We start from the raw sequence: 23,008 nt of genomic DNA, 5'->3' as shown, positions 1-23,008 counted from the left end.
GATGATAGTCACCATGTACGCCGTGGAAGTCGCCGCGACCGGCGGCCCGGAGGTGTTGAACCTCGTCGACACAGCGCAGCCCTCCCCCGCCGCCGGCGAGGTGTTGCTGCGGACCGAGGCGGTCGGGGTCAACTACATCGACACCTATTTCCGCTCCGGGACCTACCCGGCCGAATTGCCGTTCGTGCTCGGCAACGAAGCGGCGGGCACCGTGGCCGAGGTCGGCCCGGGGGTGACGACGCTCAGCGTGGGCGATCGCGTGGTGACTGCCGCCGCAACCGGCGCTTACGCGCAATACTGCACGGCGCCGGCAACATTGGTGGCGGCGGTCCCGCCGGGTGTCGACTCCGACGTGGCGGCGGCCGCACTGCTCAAAGGTCTGACAGCGCACTACCTGATCAAGTCGGTGTATCCGGTACAACGCGGCGACACCGTCCTGTTGCACGCCGGCGCGGGCGGAGTGGGGCTGATCCTGACCCAGTGGGCCACCGCACTCGGCGCCCGGGTGATCACCACGGTGTCGAGCGCGGCGAAGGCCGAATTGTCCCGGCGGGCCGGTGCCGTCGAGGTGCTCGACTACCCCGGCTCGGACGACGCGGCCGTATTCGGCGCCCGGATCCGGGAGCTGACCGACGGCGCCGGGGCTGCCGCGGTATACGACGGGGTAGGTGCCACGACGTTCGACGCCAGTCTGGCCAGCCTCGCCGTCCGGGGCACCCTGGCGCTGTTCGGTGCGGCCAGCGGACCGGTGCCGCCGGTGAACCCGCAACGGCTCAATGCTGCGGGGTCGGTGTACCTGACCCGGCCGAACCTGGCTCACTTCACCCGCTCCGAGCAGGAATTCTCCTGGCGCGCAGGAGAGTTGTTCGACGCGATCGCGCACGGCACGATCGAGGTGACGGTGAGCAAGCGTTACCCGCTGGCCGAGGCGGCCGACGCACACCGAGATCTGCAGGCCCGCAAGACCACCGGTTCGATCGTGTTGGTGCCCTAGTCGGTCCTCCAGCCCCCGGGCAGCAGCGGCAGCCGTGGGCTCTCGGCGAATTCCGCCCCGGCCAGCCGGGTAAGCCCGGCCGCGCGGCCCAGGTCGTCGTCGCGCACGGCGCCGGTGTGTCCCAGTTCTCCGGCACCGTGATCCGATGCCGTAGTCGGGCCCCAGTCCGGTTCCACGCCGACGGTGAGCCGCATGGTCGCGTCGTCGTGGCCCGGCCGGGTCTTGCGCCGCCGGCGCCGAGCCGACCGCCGGGCATCCGCGGCAGCCGCCGCCGAGGCGGCCTCCGGGGCGGGCGTCTTCCTTTTGGCGCCCTCGGCGGCGCCGGCCCGCGCGCCCAGCCCCGAACCGAAGTCGATTCCCGGGCCGCCGCCGACCAGGTAGGGAAACGCGAAGGTGGCGGCAGGCGCCGGTGCAGGCGGCGGAGTCGCCGCCGCGGCCGGTGTTGCTGCGGCGGCGGACGCCGGCGGAGGCGCGGGCGGCGGGGGTGGTGCCGCGGCCACGGCCGGGCCGACCACGGCGCTGGTCACCTCGGCGGTGATCGTCGGGGGCAACGGCGCGCCGGTAGCGACCGCCGGCGGCGCCGGCGCGCCCAGCGCGGCCAGACCGGCCAGACCGCCCAGCGAGCCGACAGGTGCCACCACGGCACCCGCGGCGGCCGCCAGCAGCGCCGGGGACTGGCTGATCGTGGTGGCCAACTGGGCGATGTGGGTGGGCCAGTCGAACAGGGCCAGGGCCGCGATGTATTGCAGCGCAGGGATGATCTGGGACGGGTTCTGGGCCACGTTGAGGAAGTCCTCGAACAGTTCCAGGGACCGCGCCAGATACCAGATCGGTTGAGCGGCATTCGAATAGTAGTCGTAGACATGACCGTTGAGGGTTCCGGCGGCGGGGTTCCAGTTGATCCCGAAGTTCTGCAGGAAATGGGAGACGGCGGTGGTCAGGGCGTTGGAGATCATCGGGTCGTGCGCGGTGACGCCGTCCTGGATGCCGAGGCTTTTCAGGATCGGCTCGAGCGCGTCGAGCAGCCCCTGCAGGGGATTCTGCGACGGCGGCGGATCGGACGCCGCAGCAGGCCGTTGGATCTGGGGCGCCACACCGGTGTGCGGGCCGGCGGCCACCGCCGAACCCGCTACCGCCTCATAGGTCGCCATCGTGGTGGCGGCCTGCACCCACATCCGGACGTAGTCGGCTTCGTTGAGCGCGATCGGAATGGTGTTGATGCCGAAGAAATTCGTGGCCACCAGGACGCCGTGGGCGGCGTGGTTGGCGGCCAGCTCCGGCAGTGTCGGCATGGCCGCCAGCGCGGCGCTGTAGGCCGCCGCCGCCGTCTGGCACTGTGCGGCCGCCACCGCAGTGTGCACGCCGGCTTGGTTCAGCCAGGCCAGGTACGGAGTGTGGGCAGCCAGATAGGACTCCGCGCTCGGCCCCTGCCACGCCCCGGTCTGCACCGAGGCCACCACAACGGCCAACTCCTCGGCCACCGCGGTGTACTCGGCGCTCAACGACGACCACGCCCCGGCCGCCGCCAACAGCGGCCCGGCCCCCGGCCCAGCGCTCAACAACGCCGAATGCACCTCCGGCGGCGACGCCATCCACACCACTGGCACGGCGACTGAGTTTAATGCATGGAACTTTGTTTTTCGGCTACCCGAACTTTTGGGAATTGGCGGAGGTGTCGTCTCGTCCCCAGCTGCCCGGCACCATCGGCTCCTGCGGCCCGTCGCCGAACGCCCCCGCCAGCCGGGTCATCCCGGCCGCCGCGAGTTGTTCCTTGGCGACGCTGCCGGCGAAGCCCAGCGGACCGGCGCCGCGGTCAGCGGCCAGAACCTCCTCGTCGTCCGGCAGCTGCCAGTCCGGATCGACCCCCACACCCATCGTCATGAACTGATCGGCGTGGTCGTGCTTGGTGGCACGCCGGCGGCGCCGGGCCTGGGCGCGTTCCCGATTGGCCTCACGCGCGGCCGCCGCCACAGCGGCACTGTCGGGTTCGGGGGCCTTGCGCGCCGCGCGCGCGGCGACACCCATCCCCGAGCCCGACCCGACGCCGGGCCCGCCGATCAGGTAGGGCGGGACGAACGACGCCCCGGCCGGCGCCGGCGGGGCGGCTGATGCCGATGCGGGCCCCGCGGCCGCACTCGCCGGCGCCGGCGGTGCCGGGGCCGACGCGTTGACCGCTCCGGAAACCGCCGGCGCGGGCGGGACGCTGCCCACCGCCGGCAACGCGTGCCCGCCCACCTCGGCCGGCAACGCGGGGACCGGCACCGCCGGCTGCGGTAGTCCCGCCAGCCCCGCCAGCCCGGCCAGGCCGGCGCCGGCCGGGGCCACCGCCGCACCCAGCGCCAGCGCCACCAACTGCGGCGACTGGGCCAGCCAGCTGGCGATCTCGGCGATGTGGGTGGGCCAGTCGAACAGCGCCAACTGGACCAGGTACTGGAAGGCGCCGGCCGGATTAGTGAGCAGCTGATTGCCGAAGTGCTGGAAATCCTGGCTGAATTCCAGCGCCCGCACCACCCAGTACATCAACTGGCTCGGATCGGTGTAGGCGTCGTAGCCCACGCCGTTGACGGTGCCCTCGGTGGGATCCCAGTCCACCTGGCTCCCGGTCAGCGAGCGCAACCACTGCGCGACCTGGTTATCCCAGTCGCTGGCCTCCCCGTGGTCATGGTCGTGGTCGTGCCCGGACGACCCTTCGACGATCTGTGGCGCCGGGGCGGTGTGTGGTGTCGAGGCCACCGCCGAGCCCGCCACCGCCTCATAGGTCGCCATGGTCGTCGCCGCCTGCACCCACATCCGCGCATAGTCGGCCTCGTTGACCGCAATCGGAATCGTGTTGATCCCAAAAAAGTTCGTCGCCACCAACACTCCATGCACGGCGTGGTTGGTCGCCAGCTCCGGCAAGGTCGGCATGGCCACCAGTGCGGCCGTGTAGGCCGCCGCCGCCGTCGCACTCTGGTCTGCCGCCGCCGCGCTGTCTGCTCCGGCCCGGGTCAGCCACGCCAGGTACGGCGCGTGGGCCGCCACATAGGTATCCGCACTCGGGCCCTGCCACGCCCCGGCCTGCACCGCCCCCAGCACGGCCATCAGCTCATCGGCGACCGCCGCGTACTCCACACTCAGCGCCGACCACGCCGCCGCCGACGCCAGCAGCGGACCCGGACCCGGCCCGGCGCTCAACAACGCCGAATGCACCTCCGGCGGCGAGGCCATCCATGCGGGCGCCGGCATCACGGCCGGCCCGCCGAGTTGAACATGATTTTCATTATCGACGATTGAATACCACGGCGGGCGTCCGCGCAAGCTCTGCCCGCCCGTTTTGTCGCTGCGTCGCGCAGCGTGGTGTCGCCGGTTCGGCTGGCACCGTCGCCGACATGCCGACTCCGCAGTCATCGCTGGGCGCGGGCGCGAAACCCGGTTCGCGTGGAAGGCCGGCGACCCGCCGGCCAGCGCGGACTCAGAACAGCGTGGGCAGGCCGATGGCCGAGTCCACCGCAAGCGCGCAGAACACCACCGCGAGGTAGTTGTTCGACTGCAGGAACAGCCGCAGCGGCTTGACCGGCTCACCGCGGCGCACCCCGGCGTAGAGCTGGTGGGCCATGGTCAAGAACCAGACCCCGGCCAGGAAAGCCACCGAGGCGTACAGCCACCCGGCGGCGGGCACCAACGCCAGCGTGGCGGCCACCGTCGCCCAGGTGTAGAGCACGATGCGGTGCGTGACGACGCGCTCACTGGCGACCACCGGCAGCATCGGCACCCCCGCCGCCGCGTAGTCGTCCTTGTAGCGCATGGCCAGTGCCCAGGTGTGCGGTGGCGTCCAGAAGAAGATGACCGCGAACATCACCAGCGCCGGCCAGCCGATGGTGCCGGTCACCGCCGACCAGCCGATCACCACCGGCATGCAGCCGGCCGCGCCACCCCACACCACGTTCTGCGAGGTACGCCGCTTGAGCATCATCGAGTAGACCAGCACGTAAAACGCGATGGTGGCCATGGCCAGTACGCCGGACATCAAGTTGGTGGTGCGCCACAGCCAGAGGAACGAGGCGACGCCGAGCGTCAGGCCGAAGATCAGGGCGTTGCGGGTCGGTACTGCCTCGCGAGCCAGCGGACGGCGCGCAGTGCGCTTCATCACCTTGTCGATATCGGCGTCGACGACGCAGTTCAGGGCGTGAGCGCCCGCGGCGGCCAGCATCCCGCCGATCAGCGTGTTGAAGATCAGCAGCGGATTCACCGTGCCACGATCGGCCAGCAGCATCGCCGGAATGGTCGTCACCAGCAGCAACTCGATGATCCGCGGCTTGGTCAGCGACAGGTACGCCAGCAACGTGGAACGGATTGCGCGTATTCGGCGCGGCGCGGCGCGCTCGCGAATACTCACGTGATGACTCCTCAGATGGCAGCAGCGACGCCAGCGTCTACTACGGACGATGGTAGACCGCGCAGCCTGGTCGGCCGAATCGCAGGGTCGATTGACGGGTAATCCACACCGTGACCGGACCTGCGGCACCGCCCCTGCCCGCACTAGGTTAATGGCGGCACCCCGCGCTGTCCGCGGCTCCGCCGCCCTTGCGAACGCCGCTAGGGTGAGAACCAACCAGGCTTGCCCAGACATATCCCGAAGATGAGGACTTCACGTTCGTGACCACTGCTGCAGAGATCTCCGCCCTTACCCGACCGCACCACCCCGACGACTGGGCCGAGATCGACTCGGTCGCCGTCGACACCGCCCGGGTGCTGGCCGCCGATGCGGTGCAGAAGGTCGGTAACGGCCACCCCGGCACGGCGATGAGCCTGGCTCCGCTGGCATACACGCTGTTCCAGCGGGTGATGCGCCACGATCCCTCCGACACGCACTGGCTGGGCCGCGACCGGTTCGTGCTGTCCTGCGGGCACTCCAGCCTGACCCTCTACATCCAGCTCTACCTGGGCGGTTTCGGTCTGGAGCTCTCCGACATCGAGGCGTTGCGCACCTGGGGATCCAAGACTCCGGGGCACCCGGAGTTCCGCCACACCAAGGGTGTGGAGATCACCACCGGTCCCCTGGGCCAGGGTCTGGCGTCCGCCGTCGGAATGGCGATGGCCGCCCGCTACGAACGCGGACTGTTCGACCCGGACGCCGCCCCCGGCGAGAGCCCGTTCGACCACTACATCTACGTGATCGCCTCCGACGGTGACATCCAGGAAGGCGTCACCAGTGAGGCGTCCTCGCTGGCCGGCGTCCAGCAGCTCGGCAACCTGATCGTGTTCTACGACCACAACAAGATCTCCATCGAGGACGACACCGCGATCGCGCTGTGCGAGGACACCGCCGCCCGCTACCGGGCCTACGGCTGGCACGTCCAGGAGATCGAGGGCGGCGAGAACGTCACCGGCATCGAGGAGGCGATCGCCAAGGCGAAGGCGGTCACCGACCAGCCGTCGTTCATCTCGCTGCGCACGATCATCGGGTACCCGGCCCCCGAGAAGATGAACACCGGCGCCGCCCACGGCGCGGCGCTGGGTGACGACGAGGTGGCCGCCACCAAATCCGCACTCGGGTTCGACCCGGACAAGTCCTTCGACGTCCGCGAGGACGTGATCACCCACACCCGGGGGCTGGTGGCCCGCGGCAAGGAGGCTCACGCCGACTGGCAGGCGCAGTTCGAGGCCTGGGCGGCCCGGGAGCCGGAACGCAAGGCACTGCTGGACCGCCTGATCGCCGGTGAGCTGCCGGAAGGCTGGGACGCCGACCTGCCGTACTGGGAGCCCGGCTCCAAGGCGGTGGCCACCCGCGCCGCATCCGGCAAGGTGCTCTCGGCGGTGGGGCCGAAGCTTCCCGAATTGTGGGGCGGCTCAGCCGATCTGGCCGGCAGCAACAACACCACGATGGACGGCGTCAAGTCGTTCGGCCCGGCGTCGATCTCCACCCAGGACTACACCGCCGACCCCTATGGCCGCACCCTGCACTTCGGGATCCGTGAGCACGCGATGGGCTCGATCCTGTCGGGCATCGTGCTGCACGGCCCGACCCGAGCCTACGGCGGTACCTTCCTGCAGTTCTCCGACTACATGCGGCCCGCGGTGCGACTGGCGGCGCTGATGGACATCGATCCGATCTACGTGTGGACCCACGACTCGATCGGCCTGGGTGAAGACGGCCCCACCCATCAGCCGATCGAGCACCTGGCGGCACTGCGCGCCATCCCCCGGCTGTCGGTGGTGCGCCCGGCCGACGCCAATGAGACCGCCCACGCCTGGCGCATTGTGCTGGCCCGCGGCGCGGACAGCGGTCCGGTCGGGCTGGTTCTGACCCGTCAGGGTGTGCCGATCCTGGAGGGTACCGACCCCGAGGGCGTGGCCCGCGGCGGATACGTCCTCGGCGGTTCCGGCGCCGCGGGCGCAGCACAGCCCGACGTGCTGCTGATCGCCACCGGATCGGAGGTACAACTGGCCGTGGAAGCTCAGAAACTCTTGGCGGACAAGAACATCAATGCCCGCGTGGTGTCGATGCCCTGTCTGGAGTGGTTCGAGTCGCAGCCGGCCGAGTACCGCGACGCGGTGCTGCCGCCCGCGGTGTCGGCGCGGGTCGCGGTCGAAGCCGGTGTCGCGCAGTGCTGGCATAAGCTGGTCGGCGACACCGGGGAAATCGTCTCGATCGAGCACTACGGCGAATCCGCCGACTACAAAACCCTGTTCCGCGAGTTCGGTTTCACCCCGGAGGCCGTCGTCGCCGCCGCCGAACGGACCTTGAACAACTGAGGCCGGCCGACTCGCACATCGATTGAGAAGGAGCGCAACATGACTCAGAACGAAAGGCTTGCCGCTCTGAGCGCCGCCGGCGTATCGGTGTGGCTCGACGATTTGTCCCGGGACCGCCTGACGTCGGGCAACCTGGCCGAGCTCGTCGCCACCCGCAGTGTCGTCGGGGTGACGACCAACCCGACCATCTTCCAGAAAGCACTGGAGAAGGGCCACGCCTACGACAAGCAGCTTTCCGAACTGGCTGCTCGCGGCGCCGACGTGGACGCCGTGATCCGCACGGTCACGACCGACGACGTGCGCAACGGTTGCGACGTGTTGACCAAGGCGTGGGAGGATTCCGACGGCGTCGACGGCCGGGTGTCGATCGAGGTCGACCCCCGTCTGGCCCATGACACCGACAAGACCATCGCCCAGGCCCTCGAGCTGTGGAAGATCGTCGACCGGCCGAACCTGTTCATCAAGATCCCGGCCACCAAGGCCGGGCTGCCGGCCATCACCGCGGCGCTGGCCGAGGGTGTCTCGGTCAACGTCACGCTGATCTTCTCCGTCGAGCGGCACCGCGAGGTGATGGACGCCTACCTGGCCGGCCTGGAAGCGGCCAAGGCCGCCGGGCACGATCTGTCCAAGATCCACTCGGTGGCTTCGTTCTTCGTCTCCCGGGTGGACACCGAGGTGGACGGTCGGTTGGAGAAGATCGGTTCGGCCGACGCCCTGGCGCTGCGCGGAAAGGCCGGCGTGGCCAACGCCCGGTTGGCCTACGCCGCCTACGAGGAGGTCTTCGCCGGCGAACGCTTCGCCGCGCTGGCCGCACACGGCGCCCGGGTGCAACGGCCGCTGTGGGCCTCCACCGGGGTGAAGAACCCGGAGTACCCCGACACCCTCTACGTCACCGAGCTGGTGGCCGCGAATACCGTCAACACCATGCCGGAGCCGACATTGGACGCGGTGGCCGACCACGGCGAGGTCACCGGAGACACCATCGCGGGCACCGAGGCGGCCTCGCAGCAGGTCTTCGACCAGCTCTCGGCCGTGGGCATCGACCTGCCCGATGTGTTCGAGGTGCTGGAGAAAGAAGGCGTAGACAAGTTCGAGGCGTCGTGGGGTGAACTGCTGGACGCCACCGCAGCGCAGCTCGACGCCGCCAAGTGATCTGATGGCGGGCGCGGAGGGAGCACGTAACTCGGCCGCGGGGTGGCGAAACCCCCTGCGGGACAAGCGTGACAAGCGCCTGCCCCGTATCGCGGGCCCGTGCGGCGTGGTGATCTTCGGGGTCACCGGCGACCTTGCGCGGCGCAAGCTGATGCCGGCCATCTACGACCTGGCCAACCGCGGCCTGCTGCCACCGACGTTCGCACTGGTCGGGTTCGCCCGCCGGGATTGGGCCGACGAGGACTTCGCCGACGTGGTCTACCAAGCCGTCAAACAGCACGCCCGAACCCCGTTCCGCCAGGTGGTGTGGGACCGGTTGGCCGCCGGATTCCGTTTCGTGACAGGGTCGTTCGACGATGATGCCGCCTTCGCCCGGCTGGCCGAGACCCTTGAGCAGCTCGACTCCGAGCGCGGCACCGGCGGCAATCACGCCTTCTACCTGTCGATCCCGCCCGCTGCGTTCCCGGTGGTGTGCGAGAAGCTGCACGCCAGCGGGCTGGCCCGGCCGCGGGAGGGCCGGTGGAGCCGAGTGGTGATCGAGAAGCCGTTCGGTCATGACCTGTCGAGCGCGGTCGAGCTCAACAACGTGCTCAACAGCGTCTTCCCGGAGGAGTCGGTGTTTCGCATCGACCACTATCTGGGCAAGGAGACGGTCCAGAACATCCTGGCGCTGCGGTTCGCCAATCAACTGTTCGACCCGATCTGGAATGCGCACTACGTCGACCATGTGCAGATCACCATGGCCGAAGACATCGGGCTGGGCGGGCGGGCCGGCTACTACGACGGCATCGGCGCCGCTCGCGACGTGATCCAGAACCACCTGCTGCAGTTGCTGGCACTGACCGCCATGGAGGAGCCGGTCAGCTTCTCCCCCGCCGAGTTGCAGACCGAGAAGATCAAGGTGCTCTCCGCCACCAGGCTGGCGCAGCCACTGGACGAGACCACCTCCCGCGGCCAGTACGCCGGCGGGTGGCAGGGTGGTGAACGCGTCGTCGGTCTGCTCGAGGAGGACGGGTTCGCCGAGGACTCCCGGACCGAGACCTTTGCGGCCATCACCTTGGAGGTCGACACCCGGCGCTGGGCCGGCGTGCCGTTCTATCTGCGCAGTGGAAAGCGCCTGGGACGGCGGGTCACCGAGATCGCGCTGGTGTTCAAGCGCGCGCCGCACCTGCCCTTCGACGCCACCATGACCGATGAGCTGGGCAAGAACGCCCTGGTGATCCGGGTTCAGCCCGACGAGGGGATCACCCTGCGGTTCGGCTCCAAGGTGCCCGGGCATCTGATGGAGGTCCGCGACGTCAACATGGACTTCTCCTACGGCTCGGCGTTCTCCGAGGATTCACCGGAAGCCTACGAACGTCTGATCCTCGACGTGCTGCTCGGTGAACCGTCGTTGTTCCCGGTCAACGCCGAAGTCGAATTGTCTTGGGAGATCCTCGATCCGGTGCTCGAGAACTGGGCGGAGCACGGCAGACCCGAGCCCTATCAAGCCGGTACCTGGGGGCCGCCGTCGTCGTTCGAGATGCTGACGCGCTCCGGCCGGGAATGGCGGCGGCCGTGATCCGCGCCGCCGACGATGCAGTGCGACCGACAAGCGACACCGAGGAGCGGCGCCGATGATCGTCGAGCTGCCGGACACCTCCACCACCGCGATCAACAAGAAGCTCAACCAGCTGCGTGAGCGGATCGGTGCGGCGACGACCGGCCGGGTCCTGACCCTGATCGTGGCCCTCGAGAACGACGCGCTGCTCGACGAGTCGATCGCCGCGGCCAACATGGCCAGCCAGGAGCATCCCAGCCGGGTCATCGTGGTGATGACCGACGACACCGATGCCCGCGACGCCCGCCTGGACGCCCAGCTGCGGATGTTCGGGGACGCCGGCGCCGGTGAGGTGGTGGTGCTGCGGTTGTCCGGCCCGCTCGCCGGGCACGCCGATGCGGTCGTACTGCCATTCCTGTTGCCCGACATCCCGGTGGTCGCGTGGTGGCCGGAGATCGCGCCGGCGGCACCGGCCGAGGACCCGCTGGGCGCCCTGGCCGTGCGCCGGATCACCGACGCCACCAACAGCCCGGATCCGCTGGCCGCGATCAAGGGCCGGCGGAGCGGCTACACCGCCGGTGACACCGACCTGTCGTGGAGTCGCATCACCTATTGGCGGGCACTGCTGGCCTCCGCAATGGATCAGCCGCCCTACGAGCCGATCCGCTCGGCGCTGGTGTCCGGACTGGCGACCGAACCGGCGCTGGACATCCTGGCCGGCTGGCTGGCCAGCCGGGTGGACGGACCGGTGCGGCGCGCGGTCGGCGAGCTGAAGATCGAGCTGGTGCGCGACAGCGAGACCGTCGTGCTGAGCCGACCCCAGGACGGGGTGATCGCCACCTTGGGCCGCACCGCCAGCCCGGACGCGCTGGTTCCGCTACCGCGTCGGGTGACGGCCGAGTGTCTCGCCGAAGACCTGCGCCGGCTGGACCCCGACGCCATCTACGGCGCGGCGCTGGCCGGCCTCGAAGAAGTGGAGTACCTGTGACCGTTGTGATCTACCCCGACGCCGATGAACTCATCGCCGCCGCCGGTGACCGTCTGGCCGATGCCATCGAGGCGGCCTTGGCCGCGAGGGGCCGGGCGTTGATCGTGCTGACCGGGGGCGGCACCGGGATCGGTCTGCTACGCCGGCTCGGTGAGCACGCATCGCGCATCGACTGGGGACGCGTGCAGGTCTACTTCGGCGACGACCGGTTCGTGCCAGGAGACGACGACGAGCGCAACGAGAAGCAGGCCCGGGCCGCGTTACTCGACCACGTCGCGATTCCGGCCGGCAACATTCATGCGATGGCCGCCAGTGACGGTGCATTCGGCGACGACCTGGATGTTGCCGCGCTGGCCTACGAGCAGGTCTTGGCCGATCACGCCGAACCGGGTGAGCGCACCCCGGACTTCGATGTGCACCTCCTGGGCATGGGTGGGGAGGGTCACGTCAACTCGCTGTTCCCGGACACCCCGGCGGTGGCCGAGACCGCCCGCCTGGTGCTGCCCGTCTACGACTCGCCCAAGCCCCCGCCGCGCCGCATCACCCTGACCCTGCCCGCGGTCCGCCGCTCCCGCCAGGTGTGGCTGGTGGTGTCCGGCGCGGCCAAGGCCGAAGCGGTGGCCGCGGCGATCGGCGGTGCGGACCCGGTGTCGGTTCCGGCGGCCGGGGCGGTCGGGCGCGAAGAGACGGTGTGGCTGCTCGACGCGGCGGCGGCCGCACAACTGCCACCAGAGCAATCTTCCTAGCCCACACCGACCGAACGCGCCACCGCGTCATAATGAGCGCCATGGCAGACAGAAGCTCAGGCAGCGGTCCGGAACGCAAGCGGCTCAAGACACTGGCGCAGGCGGCGCTGAACGCCGACGTGACCGTCGGGCAGCTTGAGGATGTGCTGGGCGGCCTGGGCGCCACCATGAACGAGCTCAACAGCTCGCTGGAGGGCCTCAACGCCACCGTCGAACGCCTCGGCAACGGCCTGGACCACCTGGAGCAGACCATGTCCGGCCTCGACGATCTGGCTCGCCGCCTGGCGGCCCTCATCGAGCCGGTTGAGGCCATCGTCAGCCGGATCGACTACATCGTCGGGGTCGGCGAGACCGCGATGTCGCCGCTGGCCGCGACCGAGAACGTCATGCGCGGCATGTTCAACGCCATGCGCAACCGGGTGGTGCGTTAGCCGGGTCAGGCGTACTTGATGAGCAGGCCCACCGCGATGATCGACACCAGCCAGATGGCGATGACGAAGTAGGTCAGCCGGTCGAGGTTCTTCTCCACCACCGTCGACCCGGACAGGCTGGACTGCACGCCACCGCCGAACAGGGTCGACAGGCCGCCACCCTTGGCGCGGTGCAGCAGCACCAGCAGAATCACCAGCAGGCTGGTGATCACCAAGAGAATCTGCAGCGTCACGATCATGGCCGCTACCCTACCGTTTCCCGCGCCGCGTCACGGGAGCGGGCCGCCGGCGGCCAGCGCCGCCAGGGTGGCGAACTGCTCGCCGTCCAGCGATGCCCCGCCGACCAGACCGCCGTCCACGTCGGGCTGGCCGATCAGTTCGCCGATGTTCTTGGCGTTGACCGAACCGCCGTAGAGCACCCGCACACTCTCGGCGATCTTGGGCGAGGCAAGCTTGCCTAACTCCGCGCGCACCGCCGCGCACACCTCCTGGGCGTCGGCGGCACCGGCGACCCGGCCGGTGCCGATCGCCCACACCGGCTCATAGGCGATGACGCTCGCGCCGATCTGCTCGGCGCTCAACCCGGCCAATGAGCCGCGCAACTGATCCAGGCAATACTCCACGTGTCCGCCGGACTCCCGGATCTCCAGGTGCTCGCCGACGCAGACGATCGGAGCCAGGCCGTGTCTGAGCGCGGCGGCGGCCTTGGCGGCCACCAGCGCGTCATCCTCGCCGTGGTAGCTGCGTCGCTCCGAGTGCCCGACCACGACGTAGCTGCACCCCAGCTTGGCCAGGAAGGCCCCGCTGATCTCACCGGTGTAGGCGCCCGAGTCGTGCTGCGAGAGGTCCTGGGCGCCGAAGGTCAGCCGCAGCTTGTCCCCGTCGACCAGGGTCTGCACGCTGCGCAGGTCGGTGAACGGCGGCAGCACGGTCACATCGACCTTGTCGTAGTACTTGTCCGGCAGCGAGAACGCCACCTTCTGCACCAGCGCGATGGCCTCGAAATGGTTGAGGTTCATCTTCCAGTTGCCGGCGATCAGCGGTTTGCGACTCATTGCGCCCCTTCGGTCTCCAGTGCCTGCAGGCCTGGCAGTGGTTTTCCCTCAAGGTATTCCAGCGACGCCCCGCCGCCGGTGGAGATGTGCGAGAAACCGTCCTCGTTGAGCTCGAGTGCCCGCACCGCCGCGGCGGAGTCCCCCCCGCCGACGACGCTGAACGCGCCCTTGGCCGTGGCCGCCGCGATCGCCTCGGCCACTCCCCTGGTGCCGGCGGCGAACGCCGGGAACTCGAACACACCCATCGGCCCGTTCCAGAAGATGGTCCGGGCGTTCGACAGCAGGGCGGCGAACCGCTCCACCGAGCCGGGACCGATGTCCAGGCCCATCTTGTTCTCTCCGATGGCGTCGGCCGCGACCACCTCGCCGGTGGCGGCGGCGTCGAACTCATCGGCGACCACGATGTCCACCGGCAGTCGCAGCACGTCGGCGTAGTCGTCCAGCAGCTGCCGGCAGGTGTCGACCATGTCGGACTCCAGCAGGGAGGTGCCGACCGGCAGCCCCTGGGCGGCCAGGAAGGTGAAGCACATGCCGCCGCCGATCACGATGGAATCGGCCTTGGTCGCCAGCGACTTGATCACACCCAGCTTGTCGGAGACCTTCGACCCGCCCAGTACCACCGCGTAGGGGCGATCGGTCGACTCGGTCAGCTGCCGCAGCACCTGGATCTCCGCGGCGACCAGCGTCCCGGCATAGGAGGGCAGCAGGGTGGCGACGTCGTAGACCGAGGCCTGCTTGCGGTGCACCACCCCGAACCCGTCGGAGACGAACGCCCCCGGTGAGCCGTCCGGCGCCGCGACCAGCTCGGCCAGCGCCCGGGCCAGGGCCAGGCGCTCACCTTCGTCCTTGCTGGTCTCCCGCGGGTCGAAGCGGATGTTTTCCAGCAGCAGCACGTCGCCGTCGGTGAGGCCCTCGGCGCGGGCCAGCGCATCGGTGCCGACCACATCACCGGCCAGCTGGACGTGCCGGCCCAGCTGTTCGCCGAGCGCGGCCGCGACCGGCGCCAACGACAGCGCCGGGTCCGGTTGTCCCTTGGGCCGGCCCAGATGCGCGGTCACGACCACCTTGGCGCCGGCCTGCGACAGCGCCCGCAGCGTCGGCACCGAGGCGGTGATCCGCCCGGCGTCGGTGATGCGTCCGTCGTCGTCGAGCGGCACGTTCAGATCGGAGCGCACCAGTACGCCCCGACCCGAAATTCCTTGCTCGAGAAGGTCGTCCAGCGTCTTGTGGGCCACGGCGCTTACAGGGACTTGCCGACGAGCGAGACCAGGTCGACCAGCCGGTTGGAGTAGCCCCACTCGTTGTCGTACCAGGAGACCACCTTGGCCTGGTTGTCGATGACCTTGGTCAGTCCGGCGTCATACAGCGAGGAGTGCGGGTCGGTGACGATGTCGCTCGACACGATCGGGGCGTCGTAGTACTTCAGGATGCCCTTCATCGGGCCCTCGGCGGCGGCCTTCATCGCGGCGTTGATGTCGGCGATCGAGGCCGCCTTGCTCAGCTCGGCGGTCAGGTCGGTGACCGAGCCGGTGGGGATCGGCACCCGCAGGGCGTAGCCGTCCAGCTTGCCCTTCAGCTCGGGCAGCACCAGGCCGATCGCCTTGGCGGCGCCGGTGGAGGTCGGCACGATGTTGACCGCAGCGGCCCGGGCGCGACGCAGGTCGCTGTGCGGGCCGTCCTGCAGGTTCTGGTCCTGGGTGTAGGCGTGGATGGTGGTCATCAGGCCCTTGACGATGCCGAACTCGTCGTTGAGCACCTTGGCCAGCGGGCCCAGGCAGTTCGTGGTGCATGAGGCGTTGGAGATGATGTTCTGGCTGCCGTCGTACTTGTCGTCGTTGACGCCCAGCACGATGGTGATGTCCTCATCGGTGGCCGGCGCGGAGATGATGACCTTCTTGGCGCCGGCGTCCAGGTGGCCCTTGGCCTTGGCGGCGTTGGTGAAGATACCGGTGGACTCGACGACCACGTCGACGCCCAGGTCACCCCACGGCAGGGCCGCCGGGCCCTCCTTGACCTCCAGCGCCTTGATCTTGGTGTTGCCGACGACGATGGTGTCGTCGCCCTCGAGGCTGACGTCGTGGGGCAGCCGGCCCAGGATGGAGTCGAATTTCAGCAGGTGCGCCAGGCTGGCGTTATCGGTCAGGTCGTTGACCGCGACGATCTCGATGTCGGTGTTACTGCCCTGGGCTTTCTGGGCGTCCAATGCCCTGAAGAAGTTCCGCCCGATGCGGCCGAAGCCGTTCACGCCTACCCGGACCGTCACTGGTCTCTCCTCGTGTCGCCTAGTTTGCTGGTGTACTGGCCGCCAGCCTAATGCGTGATCGAACCCACAGGTCATCGGGGACGGCCCACGGCCGCCTCGGCCTAATGCGAGGTGATCCGGACCGGGAACTCGTCGCCGGGCTCCGGCCAGGGTTGGCGGCTGAGCATGTCGGCCACGGCTACGTATCCCGCTTCGATCAGGCCGGATTTGGCGTCGACGATCCGATAGGCCTGTTCCCTGCGGTGAATTGGTTGGCCTTCCAGCACGACCACCCGCAGGTCGCCGTCTTCGAAGTGGCAACGCCGCTGCACCGCCGCCAGCAGCTGCTCGTTGTGCAGGTGGCCTTCCCCGAAGTTCCACCCGATCAGCGGACCCGCGATGATCTCGCCGTCTCGGATGCTGTAGTCGGCCACGTCGTCGACCGCCCTGGGCAGCAGTCCATTCAGGGCCCGGCCGTGCAGGTGCATGGCACGGAATGCTCCCGGAACCTTGTCGGCGACGAGGTCGGCGGTCGACTGGTCGTAGAACCTCGCCAACTGGCTGATGACCAGTGGCGAGCTCTTGACGACGTTGGCCTCCACGGTGCCCTCGGTACCGGCACGGAAGCACCAGAAGCTGGCCGCCCAGTTCCCGGCGTAATACCGCATTGCCGGAAGGAACGAAATCTGCTGCGGAAACATGTTGCCGGCGACCGGAATCACGACGAGCCCGGTGAGAAGGATCGCCATCAACAGCGGCGACCGCAGGTCGTAGACGTTGATCTCGGCGTGCTGGCCGAACAGGAAGAACAGCGAGAAGAGAAAGAACACGTTCCATTCCAACGGGACTCCCATCGGGAGGTTGGACAGGATGTTGAGGTGGAAGATCACCATGAACGCGATCAGGGCCCAGCGCCAGGGGTGATCTCCGGCAACGAGCACCAGCAGCGCCGGCACGATGAATTCAGCTGTGGTGCCACCGACGTGGGCCATCAGCTGCGGTATCCGGGTGGGGCGCAGATCGTTGATGTGATCCCGGTACATCAGGTGCTTGACACGGGTGAATATCCGCGAGCGCAACAGGGCGTTGTTGCTCGTCATCACCGCCACCACATAGGGAAAATGGTGGTTGAGTTTGGATGTGGCCGCACCCCACCACAACCCGAGGATGATGAGCTTGAACGCGGCCATCTGGTCGACGTAGGGAAAGAAGAACACCAGCAGCGTCAGCCCGTAGTGCTCGGCGCGGGCGGCCAGAAAGATCGTCTTGTCCCGCAGACCCAGTGCGACCAGCGCGATGATCGTCGGCAACACCAGCACCGGATCGATCAGGCCTATCGCGCCGACGCCGGTGTCGGGGACGCCGGGCGACAGCAATGCCCGGATGCCGGATGCCAGCACGGCCGCATACAGCGCTACATCGATCACGGTGCGGGTGTCGCCGCGGGTGAACGGAACCTTGTCCGGCCACGGCGGCAACCGGATCGTGTTGGGCCGCAACCAGTACAGGACACCGCCGATGGGCGGCCAGAACCGGGCGGTCAGCGGGCCCGATCCGCAGCCCAGGCCCAGGATTTCGAACAGCAGGCTGAAGACGACGAGCTTCTGGTAGACGATCGGCTGCGTCCACCACTCGGCGATGCGGCCCAGCCCGCCCAGGCCCGGCGTCAGTGCGATGACCGCCGCCGCGCCCGCGGCGTAGGCCGCGATCTTGAACAGGTAGATCAGATAGACCCCCGAGGGGGTGCCGAAACCCTGTTCGGCCCAGTGCCTGCTGCAGACCTGGATCCGGGTCGCCCAATCGGTGGCGCGCCACGTTTGGGGGTCGACGTCGGGAACCGACGGTTTGATGAACCCCATGCTGTCCTCACTCCCTGCCGTGTGCCCGTTCTGTTATAGCCGTAAGTCCAGTCGCGGGATGCGGTTTCGGGCGCGCCACGCCGCACCCGGGCGGTCTGACCGTCGGGCGGGCCGCGGTATCGATGGCGTCCAGCGCCGCGGAGATCTGCTCCCGCGCCGCCGAACCGGACGGCACGCGAGAGCCAGGCTGTGGATCAAACCCCAACTGTGGACAACCCGCGCCCCTCAGGCGTCTTCCAGCAGCTCCGGGGTGACCGCGGACTCGGTGTCGGGGATACCGTCCTGCTTGGCCTTGCGGTCGGCCATCGACAGCAGCCGCCGAATGCGCCCCGCCACCGCGTCTTTGGTCATCGGCGGATCGGCCAGCCGGCCCAGCTCCTCCAGCGACGCCTGCCGGTGCTCCACCCGCAGCTTGCCGGCCGAGGCCAGGTGATCCGGAACGGTGTCGCCGAGGATGTCCAATGCGCGTTCCACCCGGGCCGCCGCCGCCACCGCGGCCCGGGCCGAGCGACGCAGGTTGGCGTCGTCGAAGTTGGCCAGCCGGTTGGCGGTCGCGCGTACCTCGCGACGGATCCGGCGCTCCTCCCAGACCAGCCGGGTGTCCTGGGCACCCATTCGGGTCAGCAACGCCCCGATCGCCTCGCCGTCGCGCACCACCACCCGGTCCGCGCCACGCACCTCGCGGGCCTTGGCGCTGACCCCCAAGCGCCGCGCCGCGCCGACCAGCGCCAGGGCGGCCTCCGGGCCCGGGCAGCCCACCTCCAGAGCCGACGAGCGGCCCGGCTCGGTCAGCGAACCGTGCGCCAAAAACGCGCCCCGCCAGGCGGCTTCGGCGTCGGCGACGCTGCCGCCGACGACCTGGGCGGGCAGGCCACGCACCGGCCGGCCACGCAGGTCCAGCAAGCCGGTCTGGCGGGCCAGCGCCTCCCCGTCCTTGGTGACCCGCAGCACGTAGCGGGTGTTCTTGCGCATCCCACTGGCCGTCAGCACATGCACGATCGCGTTGTAGCCGTACAGGTCGAAGATGTCCTTGCGCAGTCTGCGGGCGATGACACCCAGATCCACTTCGGCTTCGACCACGACCCGGCCGGCCACGATGTGCAGCCCACCGGCGAAGCGCAGCAACGCCGCGACCTCGGCGCGGCGCGCAGAGACCGAGCTGACCACGAGACGGCTCAGTTCGTCCTTGACTTCGGCCGTCATCGCCACGACTTGTCACCTCCAGGCCCGAGCGCGCTCGGTCCACTCACGCCGGATTGCCGGCCCCCGCCCTCGGCCGGCGCCGCGACCGGATTCGAGATCGCCGGCGACGGTGCGCCGGCCTTCCGAACCCCGTCCAGCGCTGCCGCCAACTTTCCTGGGTCATGTAAAGGTGTACCAGGTCGTGCCACGTCGACGAACCGAACCTCCGCGGCGAACAAGGTCGCGGCGCGACGCAACTGCTCGCGTTCGCGCTCGCTGGGCACCCGTCCGGCGTCGATGATGATGTGGTCGACGGTGAAACCGGGGGCGTGCTGGGCCAATACGTGCAGGTGCCGCTCCACCGAGAATCCCGCGGTCTCGCCTGGTTCGGCGACCAGGTTGAGCACCAGGGCGCGCCGGGCCGTGGTGGTCTGTAGCGCCGACGCCAGCCCGGGCACCAGCAGGTGCGGGATCACGCTGGTGAACCACGAGCCCGGCCCGAGTACCACCAGGTCCGCGGACATGATGGCGTCGACGGCCTGCCGCGTCGCCGGCGGATTGCCCGGCAGCAACCGCACCCGGCGCACCTTGCCCGGTGTGGTCGCGATGGCCACCTGGCCCCGGATCACCCCGAACAGCCGCGGATCGGCGTCGAGTCCGGACACGTCGGCTTCGATCTGCAGGGCGATCGGACACATCGGCAGCACCCGCCCTTTGACGCCGAGCATCCGGCCGAGCTCGTCGAGTGCGGCCACCGGGTCGGCCAGCACCTCGCTGAGGCCCGCCAGCAACAGGTTGCCGATCGGGTGGCCGGCCAGCGCGCCGGTGCCGCCGAACCGGTGCTGCAGGATGGTCGCCCACAGCCGCCCGGCCGGGCTGTCGGAGGCCAGCGCCGCCAACGCCATCCGCAGGTCCCCCGGCGGCACCACGTCCAGCTCGCTGCGCAACCGGCCCGAGGATCCGCCATCGTCGGCGACGGTGACCACGGCGGTGACGTGCGGCGTCAACCGGCGGGCGGCCGACAGTGTCGCGTACAGGCCGTGCCCGCCGCCGAGTGCCACGATGCTCGGGTCGCCATGGGCGGGTTCCACGCTCATTGGCGCCGCTCCTCCTCATCGCTCCGCAAGCTCCGTCCCCCTCGCCGCTGCGCGGCTGGGGGCGCCCCCACTGCATCGTCGCCGGCGCAGCTCATTCGCGGCCCAGATCCCGGTGCAGCACCCGCACCGACAGCTCGTGCCGGTCGTCCTCGGTGTCCAACAGCCTCGCCAGCGCCTCGGCGATGGCGACACTGCGGTGTTTGCCGCCGGTACACCCGATGGCCACGGTCATGTATCGCTTTCCCTCTCGTCGATAGCCGCCCACCACCAGAGACAGCAGCCGATGGTAGGCCTCGAGGAACTCGTCGGCACCCGCCTGGCTCAGCACGTAGTCGCGCACCGCCGGATGCTGTCCGGTGTGCGGGCGCAGGTCGTCGACCCAGTGCGGGTTGGGCAGGAACCGCACGTCCATCACCATGTCGGCGTCCATCGGCAGGCCGTACTTGAAGCCGAAGGACTCGACGGTGATCGACGTGGGAGCGGTGACGGCGTCCCCGCCGAACATCTCCTCGATGCTCTCCCGCAGCTCGCGCACACTGAGCACCGAGGTGTCGATGACCAGGTCGGCCACCGCGCGGACCGGCGCCAGCATGACCCGCTCGGCGGCGATCCCCTCGGTGAGCGTCTGTTGACCCTGCAACGGATGGCTGCGGCGGTTGTGTTCGTAGCGGCGGATCAGCACGTCGTCGCCGGCCTCCATGAACAGCACCCGCGGGTTGATTCCCCGCGTGGCCAGCTCGTTGCGGACCGAGTCGAGGTCTCCGGTGAAACCGGCCGAGCGCACGTCCATCACCACCGCCAATTGGGTGATCCGCGAGCCCGCGTCCAGCCCCAGGTCCACCATCCGGGTGATCAGGTCCGGCGGCAGGTTGTCGGCGACGTACCAGCCCAGGTCCTCGAGCACCTTGGCGGCGGTGCCGCGGCCCGCGCCGGACAGCCCGGTGACCAACACCACGTCGATGCCGGCGCCGTCGCCGGGGCCGGCGACGTCGCGCTCCCGCACGCCCTTCGGTGCTTCCCTGGTCATCCCGACATCCGTTGCTGTTCAGCGGCGCCCGTCGCGCCGTCGGCCCCCAACGCCTCGAGTACGGCCGCCGCGGTCGCCGCGCCGATTCCCGGGATCGAGGTGAGCTCCTCGACGGTAGCCCTTTTCAACCGCGCCACCGAGCCGAAATGCGAGATCAGCACCTTGCGCCGATGTTCGCCGAGGCCGGGCACCGCGTCCAGCACCGACGCGGTCATCCGCTTGGACCGTTTGCTGCGATGGTAGGTGATGGCGAACCGGTGCGCTTCGTCACGGATCCGCTGCAGCAGATACAGGCCTTCGCTTTGACGCGGCAAGATGATCGGGTCCGGCTCGGAGGGCACCCACACCTCCTCCAGGCGCTTGGCCAGGCCGATGGTCGCGACGTCGGTGATACCGAGCTCGGCGAGCACCGCTGCCGCGGCATTGACCTGCGCAGCCCCACCGTCCACCACATACAGGTTCGGAGGGTAGGCGAATTTACGTGATTTGCCTTCCGGGGCAAGCACTTCCGGGTCCAGGTGACGGCGGAACCGGCGGCGGGTCACCTCGGCGATCGAGGCCACGTCGTCGGAGCGGCCTTCGCCGGCGGCTTCCCGGATGGTGAAGTGCCGATAGTCCGATTTACGCGGCAGTCCGTCCTCGAACACCACCAGGGACCCGACCACGTCGGTACCCTGCACATGGCTGATGTCCACGCATTCGATGCGCAGCGGCGCATCGGCGAGACCCAATGCCTCCTGAATGTTCTGCAGCGCAGCGGATCTGGCGGTGAAATCCCCGGCACGCTTCAACTTGTGTTGCTGCAGTGCGTCTTTGGCGTTTCGCTCCACGGTCTCGGCCAGCGCGCGTTTGTCGCCGCGCAACGGCACCCGCAGTGACACCCGCGAACCCCGCAGGCCCGACAGCCAGCTGACCAACTCGTCGGCGTTGGCCGGCAGACAGGGCACCAGCACCTCGCGGGGCACCGGATTGGTCGGCTCGTCGGCGGAACCCTCCAGTTCGGCCTGATCGCCGTAGAACTGGGTGACGAACTGCTCGACGAGTCGGCCCAGGGAGTTCTCCGAATCACCGGGGTCGCCGGGCTTTTCGACGATCCAGCCGCGCTGGCCCCGCACCCGCCCGCCACGCACGTGGAACACCTGGACCGCCGCCTCCAACTCGTCGTCGGCGAACGCCACCACGTCGGCGTCAGTGCCGTCGCCGAGCACCACGGCCTGCTTCTCCAGGGCCCGTTTCAGCGCCGACACGTCGTCGCGCAACCGCGCCGCCCGCTCGAAGTCGAGCTGATCCGAGGCGGCCAGCATCTCCTGTTCGAGGCTGCGGACCAATCGGTCGGTCTTGCCGGCCAGGAAGTCGCAGAAGTCGTCCACGATCCGCCGGTGCTCCTCGGCACTGACCCGCCCGATACACGGTGCCGCGCACTTGCCGATGTAGCCCAGCAGGCAGGGCCGGCCGATCTGCTGGTGGCGCTTGAACACACCGGCCGAGCAGGTGCGGGCCGGAAACACCCGCAGCAGCAGATCCAGGGTCTCGCGGATCGCCCAGGCGTGCGAGTAGGGCCCGAAGTAGCGCACCCCCTTGCGTCGCGGCCCGCGGTAGACCATCAGCCGCGGATACTCCTCGCTCAAGGTGACCGCCAGCACCGGATAGGTCTTGTCGTCGCGGTAGCGGACGTTGAACCGCGGGTCGAATTCCTTGATCCAGTTGTATTCCAGCTGCAGCGCCTCGACCTCGGTGTTGACCACCGTCCACTCCACGCCTGCCGCGGTGGTCACCATCTGGCGGGTCCGCGGATGCAGGCCGGCGATGTCGGCGAAGTACGACGTCAGCCGCGACCGCAGGCTTTTCGCCTTGCCCACGTAGATGACCCGGCCGTGCGGGTCGACAAACCGGTAGACACCGGGCTCGACGGGAATGGAGCCGGGCGCCGGGCGATAGGTCGCGGGGTCTGGCACGGCTA

Annotated in this window: 19 protein-coding genes; 7 read left to right on the top strand and 12 right to left on the bottom strand. The window is 69.3% G+C overall.

All coding sequences use genetic code 11. The features are described 5' to 3' along the window. The first annotated feature begins 13 nt into the window (after positions 1–13). Positions 14–994, top strand: a complete 981-nt coding sequence (locus tag G6N23_RS09275) for a quinone oxidoreductase family protein (RefSeq protein WP_085259620.1) — start codon at positions 14–16, stop codon at positions 992–994. On the opposite strand, the gene G6N23_RS09270 is transcribed toward G6N23_RS09275, so the two are convergent. The 3 genes from G6N23_RS09270 to G6N23_RS09260 all read right to left on the bottom strand — a co-directional run bounded on the left by G6N23_RS09270 (position 991) and on the right by G6N23_RS09260 (position 5,369). Then, positions 991–2,586 carry a PPE family protein gene (locus G6N23_RS09270; protein ID WP_085259543.1) on the bottom strand — a complete coding sequence of 532 codons (1,596 nt, stop codon included), beginning with the start codon at positions 2,584–2,586 and terminating at the stop codon, positions 991–993. The two genes, G6N23_RS09275 and G6N23_RS09270, sit on opposite strands and share 4 nt — an antisense overlap. Positions 2,587–2,638: 52 nt before the next feature. Then, positions 2,639–4,219, bottom strand: coding sequence for a PPE family protein (locus tag G6N23_RS09265; protein ID WP_085259621.1), 1,581 nt, complete (start codon positions 4,217–4,219; stop codon positions 2,639–2,641). Positions 4,220–4,445: 226 nt separating this feature from the next. Continuing rightward, positions 4,446–5,369, bottom strand: a complete 924-nt coding sequence (locus tag G6N23_RS09260) for a heme o synthase (protein ID WP_085259544.1) — start codon at positions 5,367–5,369, stop codon at positions 4,446–4,448. A 260-nt stretch (positions 5,370–5,629) separates the two neighbouring features. Between G6N23_RS09260 and tkt the strand changes: the two genes are divergently transcribed. From tkt to G6N23_RS09230, 6 genes are read left to right on the top strand one after another with little or no spacing between them, the layout of a single operon-like run. Next, positions 5,630–7,729 (top strand): transketolase, encoded by a 2,100-nt coding sequence (gene tkt / locus G6N23_RS09255; protein WP_085259545.1) that lies wholly within the window; start codon positions 5,630–5,632, stop codon positions 7,727–7,729. Between the two features lie 39 nt (positions 7,730–7,768). Then, positions 7,769–8,881, top strand: coding sequence for a transaldolase (gene tal / locus G6N23_RS09250; protein WP_085259546.1), 1,113 nt, complete (start codon positions 7,769–7,771; stop codon positions 8,879–8,881). A gap of 4 nt (positions 8,882–8,885) precedes the next feature. Beyond that, positions 8,886–10,442: a glucose-6-phosphate dehydrogenase gene (zwf, locus tag G6N23_RS09245; RefSeq protein ID WP_085259547.1), complete on the top strand. Its 1,557-nt coding sequence runs from the start codon at positions 8,886–8,888 to the stop codon at positions 10,440–10,442. 55 nt (positions 10,443–10,497) lie between these two features. Then, positions 10,498–11,409 carry a glucose-6-phosphate dehydrogenase assembly protein OpcA gene (opcA, locus tag G6N23_RS09240; RefSeq protein WP_085259548.1) on the top strand — a complete coding sequence of 304 codons (912 nt, stop codon included), beginning with the start codon at positions 10,498–10,500 and terminating at the stop codon, positions 11,407–11,409. After that, positions 11,406–12,155 (top strand): 6-phosphogluconolactonase, encoded by a 750-nt coding sequence (pgl, locus tag G6N23_RS09235; protein WP_085259549.1) that lies wholly within the window; start codon positions 11,406–11,408, stop codon positions 12,153–12,155. The genes opcA and pgl overlap by 4 nt, the downstream gene beginning before the upstream one ends. A 32-nt stretch (positions 12,156–12,187) precedes the next feature. Next, on the top strand, positions 12,188–12,586 hold the full coding sequence (locus G6N23_RS09230) for an ATPase (RefSeq protein ID WP_085259550.1): 399 nt from the start codon (positions 12,188–12,190) through the stop codon (positions 12,584–12,586). 5 nt (positions 12,587–12,591) lie between these two features. Here G6N23_RS09230 and secG read toward each other — a convergent pair whose 3' ends face one another. The 9 genes from secG to uvrC all read right to left on the bottom strand — a co-directional run bounded on the left by secG (position 12,592) and on the right by uvrC (position 23,003). After that, complete coding sequence (gene secG, locus G6N23_RS09225; RefSeq protein ID WP_085259551.1) at positions 12,592–12,825, bottom strand: preprotein translocase subunit SecG; 234 nt, start codon at positions 12,823–12,825, stop codon at positions 12,592–12,594. A 30-nt stretch (positions 12,826–12,855) separates the two neighbouring features. Beyond that, on the bottom strand, positions 12,856–13,641 hold the full coding sequence (gene tpiA, locus G6N23_RS09220; protein WP_085259552.1) for a triose-phosphate isomerase: 786 nt from the start codon (positions 13,639–13,641) through the stop codon (positions 12,856–12,858). Further along, positions 13,638–14,876 (bottom strand): phosphoglycerate kinase, encoded by a 1,239-nt coding sequence (locus G6N23_RS09215; protein ID WP_085259553.1) that lies wholly within the window; start codon positions 14,874–14,876, stop codon positions 13,638–13,640. The genes tpiA and G6N23_RS09215 overlap by 4 nt, the downstream gene beginning before the upstream one ends. A gap of 5 nt (positions 14,877–14,881) precedes the next feature. Beyond that, positions 14,882–15,904 (bottom strand): type I glyceraldehyde-3-phosphate dehydrogenase, encoded by a 1,023-nt coding sequence (gene gap, locus G6N23_RS09210; protein ID WP_085259554.1) that lies wholly within the window; start codon positions 15,902–15,904, stop codon positions 14,882–14,884. Between the two features lie 101 nt (positions 15,905–16,005). Then, positions 16,006–17,742, bottom strand: a complete 1,737-nt coding sequence (locus tag G6N23_RS09205; protein WP_085259555.1) for a DUF3556 domain-containing protein — start codon at positions 17,740–17,742, stop codon at positions 16,006–16,008. A gap of 225 nt (positions 17,743–17,967) precedes the next feature. Then, the gene (gene whiA / locus G6N23_RS09200; protein WP_085259622.1) at positions 17,968–18,945 is read right to left on the bottom strand and encodes a DNA-binding protein WhiA; all 978 of its coding nucleotides are present in this window, start codon (positions 18,943–18,945) and stop codon (positions 17,968–17,970) included. Further along, a complete protein-coding gene (locus tag G6N23_RS09195; RefSeq protein ID WP_085259556.1) occupies positions 18,942–20,021 on the bottom strand; it encodes a YvcK family protein in 1,080 nt (359 codons plus the stop codon). Before G6N23_RS09195 ends, whiA begins: the two co-directional genes overlap by 4 nt. Positions 20,022–20,112: 91 nt before the next feature. Beyond that, positions 20,113–21,048, bottom strand: coding sequence for an RNase adapter RapZ (gene rapZ / locus G6N23_RS09190; protein WP_085259557.1), 936 nt, complete (start codon positions 21,046–21,048; stop codon positions 20,113–20,115). Next, positions 21,045–23,003, bottom strand: a complete 1,959-nt coding sequence (gene uvrC / locus G6N23_RS09185; RefSeq protein WP_085259558.1) for an excinuclease ABC subunit UvrC — start codon at positions 23,001–23,003, stop codon at positions 21,045–21,047. The genes rapZ and uvrC overlap by 4 nt, the downstream gene beginning before the upstream one ends. Between the last annotated feature and the right edge of the window lie 5 nt (positions 23,004–23,008).

Origin of the sequence: Mycolicibacter terrae, from assembly GCF_010727125.1 — a bacterium.
Taxonomy (GTDB): Bacteria; Actinomycetota; Actinomycetes; order Mycobacteriales; family Mycobacteriaceae; genus Mycobacterium; species Mycobacterium terrae.
The sequence above is the reverse complement of the archived record's forward strand: the minus strand, read 5'-3'. Positions and strand labels throughout refer to the sequence as shown.

Excerpts from the sequence above, each read along its gene's own strand:
- zwf (WP_085259547.1), top strand. The coding sequence starts at position 8,886 with ATGGCGGGCGCGGAGGGAGCACGTAACTCGGCCGCGGGGTGGCGAAAC.
- G6N23_RS09195 (WP_085259556.1), bottom strand. The coding sequence starts at position 20,021 with ATGAGCGTGGAACCCGCCCATGGCGACCCGAGCATCGTGGCACTCGGC.
- secG (WP_085259551.1), bottom strand. The coding sequence starts at position 12,825 with ATGATCGTGACGCTGCAGATTCTCTTGGTGATCACCAGCCTGCTGGTG.
- G6N23_RS09265 (WP_085259621.1), bottom strand. The coding sequence starts at position 4,219 with ATGCCGGCGCCCGCATGGATGGCCTCGCCGCCGGAGGTGCATTCGGCG.
- G6N23_RS09230 (WP_085259550.1), top strand. The coding sequence starts at position 12,188 with ATGAGCGCCATGGCAGACAGAAGCTCAGGCAGCGGTCCGGAACGCAAG.
- tpiA (WP_085259552.1), bottom strand. The coding sequence starts at position 13,641 with ATGAGTCGCAAACCGCTGATCGCCGGCAACTGGAAGATGAACCTCAAC.
- whiA (WP_085259622.1), bottom strand. The coding sequence starts at position 18,945 with ATGACGGCCGAAGTCAAGGACGAACTGAGCCGTCTCGTGGTCAGCTCG.
- opcA (WP_085259548.1), top strand. The coding sequence starts at position 10,498 with ATGATCGTCGAGCTGCCGGACACCTCCACCACCGCGATCAACAAGAAG.
- tal (WP_085259546.1), top strand. The coding sequence starts at position 7,769 with ATGACTCAGAACGAAAGGCTTGCCGCTCTGAGCGCCGCCGGCGTATCG.
- G6N23_RS09275 (WP_085259620.1), top strand. The coding sequence starts at position 14 with ATGTACGCCGTGGAAGTCGCCGCGACCGGCGGCCCGGAGGTGTTGAAC.
- G6N23_RS09270 (WP_085259543.1), bottom strand. The coding sequence starts at position 2,586 with ATGGCGTCGCCGCCGGAGGTGCATTCGGCGTTGTTGAGCGCTGGGCCG.
- G6N23_RS09205 (WP_085259555.1), bottom strand. The coding sequence starts at position 17,742 with ATGGGGTTCATCAAACCGTCGGTTCCCGACGTCGACCCCCAAACGTGG.
- rapZ (WP_085259557.1), bottom strand. The coding sequence starts at position 21,048 with ATGACCAGGGAAGCACCGAAGGGCGTGCGGGAGCGCGACGTCGCCGGC.